The organism is Streptomyces sp. NBC_00045 (assembly GCF_045041095.1).
Taxonomy (GTDB): domain Bacteria; phylum Actinomycetota; class Actinomycetes; order Streptomycetales; family Streptomycetaceae; genus Streptomyces.
Genome location: NZ_CP108271.1, coordinates 5,111,708 through 5,121,790, shown reverse-complemented (window position 1 = coordinate 5,121,790; position 10,083 = coordinate 5,111,708). Strand labels below are relative to the sequence as shown.

Annotated in this window: 10 protein-coding genes; 4 read left to right on the top strand and 6 right to left on the bottom strand. The window is 72.2% G+C overall.

Features of this window, described 5'->3' with window-relative positions:
* Positions 1–12 precede the first annotated feature (12 nt).
* Complete coding sequence (locus OHA65_RS24180) at positions 13–948, top strand: EamA family transporter (RefSeq protein WP_405762405.1); 936 nt, start codon at positions 13–15, stop codon at positions 946–948.
* 40 nt (positions 949–988) lie between these two features.
* Here the strand turns inward: OHA65_RS24180 and OHA65_RS24175 are convergent, their stop codons facing one another.
* The 4 genes from OHA65_RS24175 to OHA65_RS24160 form a co-directional block, all read right to left on the bottom strand.
* Positions 989–1,786: a trypsin-like peptidase domain-containing protein gene (locus tag OHA65_RS24175; protein WP_327285218.1), complete on the bottom strand. Its 798-nt coding sequence runs from the start codon at positions 1,784–1,786 to the stop codon at positions 989–991.
* A complete protein-coding gene (locus OHA65_RS24170; RefSeq protein WP_405762403.1) occupies positions 1,783–2,883 on the bottom strand; it encodes an alpha/beta hydrolase in 1,101 nt (366 codons plus the stop codon). The genes OHA65_RS24175 and OHA65_RS24170 overlap by 4 nt, the downstream gene beginning before the upstream one ends.
* 175 nt (positions 2,884–3,058) lie before the next feature.
* On the bottom strand, positions 3,059–4,162 hold the full coding sequence (locus OHA65_RS24165) for an alpha/beta hydrolase-fold protein (RefSeq protein WP_328763542.1): 1,104 nt from the start codon (positions 4,160–4,162) through the stop codon (positions 3,059–3,061).
* 164 nt (positions 4,163–4,326) lie between these two features.
* Positions 4,327–4,764: a MarR family transcriptional regulator gene (locus tag OHA65_RS24160; RefSeq protein WP_327285215.1), complete on the bottom strand. Its 438-nt coding sequence runs from the start codon at positions 4,762–4,764 to the stop codon at positions 4,327–4,329.
* Between the two features lie 79 nt (positions 4,765–4,843).
* Between OHA65_RS24160 and OHA65_RS24155 the strand changes: the two genes are divergently transcribed.
* Positions 4,844–5,830, top strand: a complete 987-nt coding sequence (locus tag OHA65_RS24155) for an SMP-30/gluconolactonase/LRE family protein (RefSeq protein WP_327285214.1) — start codon at positions 4,844–4,846, stop codon at positions 5,828–5,830.
* Positions 5,831–5,860: 30 nt separating this feature from the next.
* Here OHA65_RS24155 and OHA65_RS24150 read toward each other — a convergent pair whose 3' ends face one another.
* Positions 5,861–8,026: a DEAD/DEAH box helicase gene (locus OHA65_RS24150; RefSeq protein ID WP_328763540.1), complete on the bottom strand. Its 2,166-nt coding sequence runs from the start codon at positions 8,024–8,026 to the stop codon at positions 5,861–5,863.
* An 80-nt stretch (positions 8,027–8,106) separates the two neighbouring features.
* A complete protein-coding gene (locus tag OHA65_RS24145) occupies positions 8,107–8,562 on the bottom strand; it encodes a cupredoxin domain-containing protein (RefSeq protein ID WP_328763538.1) in 456 nt (151 codons plus the stop codon).
* Positions 8,563–8,723: 161 nt separating this feature from the next.
* Here OHA65_RS24145 and OHA65_RS24140 point away from each other — a divergent pair, with 161 nt between their 5' ends.
* Both OHA65_RS24140 and OHA65_RS24135 read left to right on the top strand, forming a co-directional pair.
* The gene (locus OHA65_RS24140) at positions 8,724–9,293 is read left to right on the top strand and encodes a sigma-70 family RNA polymerase sigma factor (protein WP_327285211.1); all 570 of its coding nucleotides are present in this window, start codon (positions 8,724–8,726) and stop codon (positions 9,291–9,293) included.
* Positions 9,290–10,003, top strand: a complete 714-nt coding sequence (locus OHA65_RS24135) for a zf-HC2 domain-containing protein (RefSeq protein ID WP_328763537.1) — start codon at positions 9,290–9,292, stop codon at positions 10,001–10,003. The genes OHA65_RS24140 and OHA65_RS24135 overlap by 4 nt, the downstream gene beginning before the upstream one ends.
* Positions 10,004–10,083: the final 80 nt, after the last annotated feature.

Below are 10,083 nucleotides of genomic sequence, written 5' to 3'. Positions count from 1 at the left end.
TAGGATCCGGTCATGCGCACCCCGGAGACCGCCGAGAGCAAGCCGCCGCAATCCGCCGCCCGCAGGGTCACGGGCGCCGTGTGGGTCGCGCTCGCCCTCGTCTACGTCCTCTGGGGTTCCACCTACCTCGGCATCCGGGTCGTCGTCCGGACCATGCCGCCGTTCCTGTCCGCCGGAACCCGCTTCATCGCGGCCGGCCTGCTGCTGCTCGGCCTCGTCGCCTGGCGGTACGGGCCGGCCGCGCTCCGGGCCACGCGTGCGCAGGCCGGTGCGGCGGTCCTGGTCGGCCTGCTGCTGGTGCTCGGCGGCAACGGCCTCGTCGTGCTCGCGGAGACCTCGATCCCGTCCGGCCTGGCCGCGCTGCTCGTCGCGGCCGTGCCGATGTGGCTGGTGGTGCTGCGGACCGCCACCGGCGACCGGCCGGCGCTGCGCACCCTCGGCGGCGTACTGCTGGGTTTCGGGGGGCTCGCGGTACTGACCAGCCCGGGCATCAGCGGCGCGGTGCGGCTCTGGGGCGTGCTGCTGGTGCTGGCGGGGTCCGTGCTCTGGTCGCTGGGCTCGTTCGCCGCGTCGAAGCTGTCGCTGCCGGGCAACCCGTTCACGGGCAGCGCGTACCAGATGCTCGCCGGCGGGACCGGCGGCATCGTCGTCGGGTTGCTGCGCGGCGAACACCACGGGCTGGACTGGGCCGGTTTCTCCACCGCCTCCTGGCTGGCTCTGGGCTACCTCGTCGTCTTCGGCTCGCTGGTCGCCTTCACGGCCTACGCGTGGCTGCTGCAGTCGGCGCCACTGTCACTGGTCGCCACGTACGCGTACGTCAATCCGGTCGTCGCCGTCGCGCTGGGGGCGCTGATCCTCGACGAGGCCCTGACCGTCCCGATCCTGATCGGCGGCGCGATCGTCGTCCTCGCGGTATGCGTGATCGTCAGCACCGAGCGCAGGCAGTAGCGGAGGCGGTCCGGCGCCGGGGCCGGGCCCGGGCCCGGCGTCAGTCCCGCGCGGCCTGCTCGTACAGCGCCTTGGCCTTCTCGTCGAAGAGCGCGGCCGTGGAGTCCACGTCCGTGTTCCCGCCGCTCAGCACCCCGATCAGCCGCCCCGGGTTCCCCGGACCGCCGCGGTCGGCGATCCACGGGCTCCCGCTGGTGCCCGTCCAGAAGCCCGCGCAGCTGATGTAGAGCATCGCGGGGTCCTCCTGGTCGTGGCTGGTCTGGGTGGTGCAGGAGACGGGCTTGTTCTGCGGGTTGCGGTCCGACTCCGGGTAGCCGACGACCGTCACGTCGCGCTCGTACCCGGAGGTCCAGTCGGGCTTGGGTGCCTCCGCGGCGCCGCCGACCGCCTGCTGCACGGTGCGGCCGTCCTCGTCCGGCTCGATGCTGAGGAACGCGAAATCGGCGGTGTCCTCCCCCCATTTGATCCAGCGCTCGTCCACGTGGACCGCGCGGACCTTCCACACCCCGAGGGGCTGGCGGCCCACGCCCTCGCCGGTGAAGGCGGGGGCGAAGGAGAGGTCACCGATGGCCCGCCCGTCGTGCGCGACCGCACCGGGCGCGCCGTCCTCGCCGGCCGGGGCCACACAGTGCGCGGCGGTCGCGACGACCGTGCCCTTCGGGCTGTCGACGACGCTCGCCGTGCACCAGTGCTCCCCGTTGGCCATGAGCACGCCGACGCCGGGGAAGGGGTGCACCGCGTTCGCATCCCCGTCCGTCGCCTTGAGGAAGCCGACGGCAAGCATCGCCGCCACTCCGGCGACGGCCGCCGCGGACGCACCCTTGGCCACTGCGTTCATCGCACGGCGGGGTCTGGGGTCGGCGCCAGCATGACCTTGCTGATCCACTCCAGAGCGCCCTCCCTCATACCGCGCACGTACGACTTCCCATTGTGCTCACCATCCTGGATCACCTGGAGCGTGGTGTGCACGGGGCCCTTCCCGTACTCGCTCATGAACTTCTCGGCCTTCTCGCGGCCGATCTCCTTCGTGCCGATCTGGAAGTTGATGTAGACGTCCGGACCACCCTCCTTGATCAGCTTCCCGGCGAGCTTCTCGGGGTTGTTCTCGTCCATGGCCTGCGTGTTCCCCTTCCACAGCGGGGAGTCGGGGACGATGTCGACCCCGCTCGCGATGGCCGCCTTGAAGCGGTCGGGGTACTTCAGGACGTGCTTGAAGGCGCCGAACCCGCCCGCCGAGGAGCCCATGAAGGCCCAGCCGTCGCGGGAGGTGAAGGTCCGGAAATTGGCCCTCGTGAAATCCGGGATGTCTTCGACCATCCAGGTGCCCATCTTCGGCTCGCCGGGGATGTCCGAGGCGTCGAAGTGGTGCTTGGTGTCGGCGTTGTGCACCGGCATGATCAGGATGAAGGGCAGGCTCGTACCGGCCTTCGCCCCGTCGCTCACCGCCTTTTCCAGGCCGAGGCCCGGGCCCGTTCCCCAGTAGTTCGTGGGGTAGCCCCGACCGCCCGGCAGGGAGATCAGGACCGGGAAGGCGCTCTTGGCGTACTTCGGCTCGTCGTACTGCTTCGGCACCCACACCCACACGTCACCGGTGAACCCGGACTTCGCGCCGGTCAGGGTGGTCCGGCCGATCTGGGTGCCGTCGGGCAGCCGGTAGGTCCGCACGAAGGCGGCCTTCGGCCCGGTCGGCATCCTCACCCCCGGCCCGATGTCCGCGGCCGCGGCCGACTGCTGGACCTTCCCGAACGACACCGGATCCCCTATGTCCGAGAAGAGCCCGTACTGGTAGGCGGCGGCGCCCCCGGCGGCGAGTACGAATGCCAGCGCACCGCTGATCAGAAGCCTGCGCAGGCGCTTGGGACGGCGGCGGCCCGTGGTCAGCGGGCCTTCCTCGGCCAGGAGGCCGCCATCGCTCTGAAGCTGGTCATGCTGCACGGATTTGTCCCGTTCCTTCTCCGGCGCTCCCGAAGAGCGCGGGTCGGACCGATCGGTCCCCCTTACACCCCTTACAGAGGTGTCAACGATCGGATGGGTTGCCTGGGACCGGCGGGACGTGGTGCGTGCCACGCGGGTCCCGGGCTCCGTGCATAAGGCCTGCTCAGCCGGAGGCTCAGCCGGTCGCGGGCTGCGGCCCCTTGAGCACCTTGCTGATCCACTCCAGGGAGCCTTCCTTCATGCCCCGGACGTAGTGCCAGCCGTTGTGCTCGCCGTTCTGGATGTCGCGGATGGTCATCTTGACGGGGCCCTTGCCGAACTGCTGTTGGAATTTGACCATCCGGTCCTTCCCGGTCTCCTTGGTGCCGACCTGGAAGTTGATGTAGACCTCGGGGCCGTTGGCGTCGATCAGCTTCTTGGCGAGCTTCTCGGGATCGTTCGCGTCCATCTCCGCCTGGTGGCCCTTCCACAACGGGGAGTCGGGGACGATCTCGCCGCCGCTGGCGATCACGGCCTTGAAGCGGTCCGGGTACTGCAGGACGGTCTTCATGCCGACGAAGGCGCCGGACGACGAGCCCATGAAGGCCCAGCCGTCGCGGGACTTGTACGTACGGAAGTTGGCCTTGGTGAAGGCCGGGACGTCCTCCGCGATCCAGGTGCCCATCTTCGGCTGGCCGGGGATGTCGGCGCCGTCGTAGTAGTACTTGGCGTCCGGGTTGAGCACCGGCATGATCACGATGAACGGCAGGCTGGTGCCGGCCTGGACGCCCTCGGTGATGGCCTTCTGGAGTCCGAGGCTGCGGTCGGACCAGTAGTTGCTCGGGAAGCCGTTGCCGCCGGGAAGGGCGATCAGCACCGGGAAGGCGCTCTTCTCGTACTTCGCCTCGCCGTACTCCTTGGGCGTCCAGACCCAGACGTCGCCCTCGAAACCGGACTTCGCGCCCGCGAGCCGGGTCTTCGCGATGACCGTGCCGTCGTCCAGCTTGGCGGTCTGCTTGAAGTCGGACTTCGGGCCGGTCGGCAGGGCCACGTCCGGATCGCCGCTGGGCGAGGCGGAGGGCGAGGGCGCACCCGGGGACGACTTGCCGGCGTCGGGTGCGGCTGACGCGGAGGCGGAGGCGGAGGCGGGAGCCTTACCGAAGCTCACGGAGCCGCCGTTGCCGGAGAACCATTCGAGTTTCCAGGCGGCGAAGCCGGCGCCGCCGAGCAGGAGCGCGAAGGCGACGGCGGCGGATATCCACATCGCGCGCCGGGAGCGCCTGGGCGGGTACTGATGCACGAACTTCGCTCCGAACGGTCGTGACCGCCCCCGGTGGGGACAGAACGGCTGACTTCTCCTTGGTCCTGATGTGCGAATCCTGCGGACAGTTCCAAGACCGGGCAAAACATGGCCGGGATCTCACGCGTCCGAAAACGCCGACGACAGGATCCGCCTCCGGCGGCTCACCGCTGGGCGTCGAGCGCCTCCGCGCACCGCCCGAGCAGGCTGATCAGCTGCTCGCGCTCCGCCTGCGAGAACGCGGCGGCCAGCGCCCGCTCCACCCGTACGGCGCCGGAGTCGGCGAGCTCCATGGCGGCCCGGCCCTCCTCCGTCAGTCGGGTTTCGAGCACGTTGCGGTGCCATTCGTGCGCGGTCCGCTCGATGAGCCCGCGCTCCTGGAGGTTTTTCAGCACGGTGTTCATGGTCGGCGGCGTCACCCCGCACAGGCGGGCGAGCGCGGCCGCGGAGATGCCCGGCTTCTCGGCGAGCCAGAGCAGCGCGGCGTACTGGGGAACCGTCACTGCGGCGGGCTTGAGGGCGGCGTTCTTGGCCGCGAGGAGCGCCTGCTCGGCGCGCTTGACGTGCGAGCCGATGCGCTCCTCGGGAGGCATGGAGGTCATCCCTGCATCCTAAGGCCCTTGCATGCATTAGAGCTCTAACTTACATTCGTGCTCACCTACACGAAAGAGGACACCTGCTGTGCTGAAGAAGCTCCTGCCCGTCACGCTCCTGACCCTGGCCACCGCACTCACCCTGGGCACGGCCCCGGCGGCGCAGGCCGCCCAGGCCGCCCAGGGTTCCGACGGGCACTTTTCCACGGCCTTCACGCTCCCCGGCGCAAAGGTCTATCCGGAGGGCATAGCCACCGACCCCCGCAACCAGACCGTCTACGTCGGCTCGTACGCGGACGGCACCGTCTACCGGGCCCGCCCCGGCCGGCACACCGCCGAGGTGTTCCTGCCCGCCGGGACCGACGGCCGCCACACCGCGAACGGCCTGCGCGTCGACGCCCGCGGCCGGCTGTGGGTCACCGACTCCACCTCCGGGGTCGCCGTCTACGACACCGCGTCCGGCAAGCGCCTGGCCCACTTCGAGGTCCCGGGGGCCGCCCCGTTCTTCGTCAACGACCTGACCATCACCCCGGACGGCACCGCCTACCTGACGGACAGCCTCGGCGCGCTCGTCTACCGCGTCACCCCGGCCCAGCTCGCGGCCGGCTCGGGCCCGCTGACCGCCGCGTACGACCTGCACGAGCACCTCACCCCGTACCCGGGGCGCACCGTCAGCCTCAACGGGATCGCCTCGGACCCGGCGGGCCGCTTCCTCCTGGCCGTGGACATGATCGCGGGCGACCTCCACCGCATCGACCTGCGCACCGGCGCGATCTCCCGCGTCGCCCTCCAGGGCGGCGACCTCACCCACGCCGACGGCCTCGACCTCGCTCCCGACGGCACCCTGCGGGTGGCCCACAACATCACCAACACCCTGACCCGCTGGCACCTCAGCCCCGACGGCACCCGGGCCCGGCTGACCCGGACGATCACGGACCCGTCCCTGCAGATCCCGACCACGCTGAGCCACACCCCGGGCCGCACGCTCGTGGTCCGCTCCCAGTTCGACAAGGGCGGCCCCATGGGCCCGGGTACGCCGACGACCTTCACGGTCGCCTCGGTCCGCGGGCTCTGACCTTTCACGCGCCGCTCGCACGGCTCGGGTTCAGCGGGCGGCGCCGAGCCGCGCCTGCTCCTCCTCGACGATGCGCCGGGCCAGCGAGGTGTCCGAGACGTCGACCGCCTCGGGAGCCGCCTCCGCCACCGCGCTGCGCCGGGCGTACGCGTCGAAGAGCCGCGCCTTGCGCTCCAGCACCTCCAGCATCCGCTGGTCCACCCCGTCGGTGGCCAGCAGCCGGTGCACCCGTACCGCGCGCACCTGCCCCATCCGGTGCGCACGGGCCACCGCCTGCTGCTCCATCGTCGGTTTGACCTGTGGCTCGCAGAGGATCACCACGGACGCCGCCTGGAGGTTGATCCCCGTCCCGCCCGCCTCGATCTGGGCGAGCAGCACCGCGTGCCCGGCCGCCGCGCCGAAGCCGTCGATCAGCCGCTGGCGGCGGGCGGGCGGCACGCTCCCGGAGATCGGCCCGAAGAGGCGGCCTCCGGGCTGCTGCGGGCCGAGCGCCTCCCCGACCACCCCGAGCACCTCGCGGAAGGCGGAGAACACCACGACCTTCAGCCCGTTGGCGGCGGCCTCCGCCACCAACTCGCACAGCCGGTGCAGCTTCGCCGACCGCTTCGGCTCCGCGTACGCGGCCCTGCGCATCGCCATGAAGTTCCCGGCCCGTACCGCCGCCCGGTAGGCGTCCCGGTCGGCCGCACTGAGCTCCTCCCACTCGTCGGTCCACTGGAGCTCGGGGAGTTCGGCGAGCACGTCGCGCTGGTTGCGCCGCAGGTACGCGGGGGCCACCGCCTTGCGGAACGCCCTGGAGCCGGCGACCGTGTCGACGTCGCCGATGCCGGAGGCCGCCTCGGGCTGCAGGATCCGTACGAGACTGCGGAACTCCGAGACCCGGTTCTCCATCGGGGTGCCGGTGAGGAAGAGGACGTACGCACATCGGGCGGCCCAGGCCGCGACCGCCAGGGAGCGCTGCGCCTGCGGGTTCTTGACGTGGTGCGCCTCGTCCACGACGAGCATCCCCAGCTCGTCGGCGGCGAGTTCGGGGAACCCGGTCAGCGCCTGGAAGGTCGTCACGGCCACTCCGCCCCCACCCCGCCAGTCCGCGAAGGCGTCGTGCCGGCCGGGTCCGTGGAGGGCGACCGCGCGCAGGGTGCTGCGCGCCTCGATCTCCCGGGTCCAGTTGATCAGGACGCCGGCCGGGCAGACCACGAGGAAGTGGCGTCGGCCCTGCGCGGCCAGGTGCGCGAGCACGGCCAGCGCCTGGATCGTCTTGCCGAGCCCCATCTCGTCACCGAGGATCACCCGCCGCTGCGCGAGCGCGAAGCGGGCGCCGAAGGACTGGTAGCCGCGCAGCGAGACCCGGCTGTGCGTGCCGTCGAGGGCCTGGGCGCGGACCCGTTCGGCGAGTGCGTCGGGCAGGAACCCCTGGGCGGCGGCCGGGTCGGGGCCGCCCCCGGCCCGCTCGGTGATCTCCGCGAGCAGGCCGTAGTACTCGGCGGAGCGCAGCTCGAAGTCGACCCAGGCCGCCGCCTCGTCGGCGGGGCCGCGCAGCAGGTCGACCGAGGCCTGCCCGAGCAGGACGGGCACCCCGTCGGCCGCGGCCCGCTCGGTCTGCCGGCCGATCCCGGTGAGGGCGGCCAGCGCCCGCTCCCGCCGCTCCCGTCCCGCGAACCACATCCGCAGCCGGCCGGCGGCGGGCCTGGCGTCGTCGAGCAGCGGCCCGAGTCCGGTGTCCAGCACCGTGGCCGCCTCGACGGCCCGGCGGGCGTCGGGCCCGGCCTCGACGAGCAGTTGGAGGGCGGCCACCAGGGCGGTGGTCCGGGGCTGCGGGTGGTCCACGTCCAGGTGCACGGCGACGGTCTCCCCGACCGCCTCCGCGAGCTGCCGCGCCGCGCCGAGCGCCTGGTCGGCGGTCTGCTGCCCGACCCCGGGGATCTGCCGGAGCCCGTGGCGCCCCGCGTCCAGTACCCGCTGCACGGTGTCGAGGCCGGCCGCCTCGATGGCGGCCACGCGCAGCCGCCCCTCGGTGACGTGGGTCAGCCGGTCGACGGGGATCCGACGCAGCTCGGAGCGGGCGAGTTCCGCGTGGAGCGGAGCCCAGGCCTCCCGTACCGCGTCGACGGCCCGCCGGTGGTCGGCCAGCAGCGCGGCGGCCGCCGTGTGCAGCGTCTCGCCCGCGTCGATCACCTCGGCCGCCCTGCGCCGCATGCCCCTCACCCCTCGACTGCTCGCGGCAGCACCGGGTAACGACTGCACGCAACCGCAACCTACCGCCCGGGGCGGGACGCTCAGTAGCCGTTCATGGCGCCTCCGACGGTGATCTCCGTCTTCATGCCGAGGTCCTTGTGCCCGTCGACGGGGCAGTAGACCTCGTACTTACCGTCCTTGAGGGTGACGCCGAGGGTCCCGCTCGCTCCCGGCGCCAGGGTCTTGGAGCGGTGTTCTCCGCCCGGTCCTTCGATCTCCAGGGCGTGGTCGTGGTGGCCGGTGTTCCTGATGGTGAACGTGTAGGGCCCGGCCGTGAACGTCGTCCGGGACAGGGCGATGTGGAAGTCGCTCAGGTCCGCCGTGACCTGGGTCGCGGCCGGTGTGGGTGCGGCGGGTGTGGCGGCGGGCGCGGGGGGCGCCGCGGCGCCGTTCCCGGTTCCGTAGGTGCCGCCCCCGCAGGCGGCGAGCAGTCCCGCCAGTGCTCCGGCCGCCAACCCCAGTCCTGCGCGGCCGGTCCGGGTGAGTGTTCCTGTCATGACTCGGCCCTCCGGTGTGTCCGTACCGACGGGATACGGCCGAACGGCGCCGGGGGATTGAGGACGGGGTCGCAGGACGGGAGGAGAATGAAGGGGTGTTTCCCCATGAACCGGGACCAATCCATTCGGGGAGGCCGACCGTATCCTCTGACGTGCAGAGAATGGGCCTCCCGCTCGGGCGTGCACCGGACGAGGCATTGCTGTCGGGCCTGGCGACGGGTGATCCCGAGATCGCCGTCGCATTCGTGCGCCGCTTCCAGCGCACGGTCTTCGGCGTGGCCATCGCCGTGGTCGGCGATGCGCAGCTCGCCGAGGACATCGCACAACAAACGTTCGAGCGGGCGTGGCAGCACGCGCAGGTCTACGACTCGCGGCGCGGATCGGTACGGACCTGGCTCACGGCGATCGCGCACCACCTGGCGATCGACGCCGTCCGGGCCCGCCGGGCCAATCCGGTCGCACCCGAGGACCTGGAGGCCCTCCTCGACATCGTGACGGAGACCCCCGAACAGCACGCGGTCGCCGCCGAGACGTCGGCCGGGATCCGGGCGGCCGTGGCGGCCCTGCCCCGGGAGCAGGCCCGCGCCCTGGTGATGGCGGGCATCTACGGGCTGACCGCGCAGCAGATCGCCGACATGGAGCAGATACCGCTGGGGACGGCCAAGACACGGATCCGGACTGCGATGCACAAGCTGCGCAGGACCTTGGGGGCCGAGGAGAGCCGGCGATGAGCGAGATGACCTGCGAGCAGCTGAAGGAGGTCGACGCCGAGCTGGCGTTGGGCATCCTTCCGGCCCGGGAGCGCGCCCGTGCGGTCGCCCACCTGGACCACTGCCCCGGCTGCCGGGGACACGTCGAGCAGCTGGCCCTGGTCGGCGACGGGCTGCTCGCCCTGCTGCCGGGCACGGAGCCCCCAGTCGGCTTCGAGAGCCGGGTCACCGCCGCCCTCCAGCCGACCCCGCCCCCCGCCCCGGAGGCCGCGCCGACGCGGGCGCCCGGCCGGCGGTGGCTGCTGCGGCCCAAGGTCGCGGCCGTGGCGGCTGCCCTGGCCGTGGCCTGCGGGTTCGGCGGCTGGGCAGCGGGTACGGCGATCGAGCAGGCCGCGGCGCCCCTGTCCCCGACGGCCCGCGCGAACGCCCAGCTGCTCCAGGCGCCGCTGATCACGAACGGCCGGGAGGTGGGCCGGGTCTTCGCCCATCCGGGCACGCAGGGCTGGGTGTACATGTCGGTGGACCTGGAGAAGCCGATGCCCGAGGTCAGCTGCGTCCTCGACCACACGGACGGCACGATGACCCGCCTCGGGACGTTCTCGCTCCAGGACGGCTACGGCTACTGGGTCGCGACGACCGACGTGAACGCCACGACCCTCGCGGGCGCCCGGCTCCTCACCCCGGAGGGCTCGGTCCTCGCGGCGGCCCACTTCACCCAGCCGATCACCTAGGGTGACGTTCCGACGTGCGTGAGTGACGGCCTGGTGCCAGGGTGGTGCTCGTCCCCCTCACCCTCTTCGAGGAGCGAACC

Excerpts from the sequence above, each read along its gene's own strand:
- OHA65_RS24180 (WP_405762405.1), top strand. The coding sequence starts at position 13 with ATGCGCACCCCGGAGACCGCCGAGAGCAAGCCGCCGCAATCCGCCGCC.
- OHA65_RS24175 (WP_327285218.1), bottom strand. The coding sequence starts at position 1,786 with ATGAACGCAGTGGCCAAGGGTGCGTCCGCGGCGGCCGTCGCCGGAGTG.
- OHA65_RS24160 (WP_327285215.1), bottom strand. The coding sequence starts at position 4,764 with ATGACCTCCATGCCTCCCGAGGAGCGCATCGGCTCGCACGTCAAGCGC.
- OHA65_RS24150 (WP_328763540.1), bottom strand. The coding sequence starts at position 8,026 with ATGCGGCGCAGGGCGGCCGAGGTGATCGACGCGGGCGAGACGCTGCAC.
- OHA65_RS24145 (WP_328763538.1), bottom strand. The coding sequence starts at position 8,562 with ATGACAGGAACACTCACCCGGACCGGCCGCGCAGGACTGGGGTTGGCG.
- OHA65_RS24140 (WP_327285211.1), top strand. The coding sequence starts at position 8,724 with ATGGGCCTCCCGCTCGGGCGTGCACCGGACGAGGCATTGCTGTCGGGC.
- OHA65_RS24135 (WP_328763537.1), top strand. The coding sequence starts at position 9,290 with ATGAGCGAGATGACCTGCGAGCAGCTGAAGGAGGTCGACGCCGAGCTG.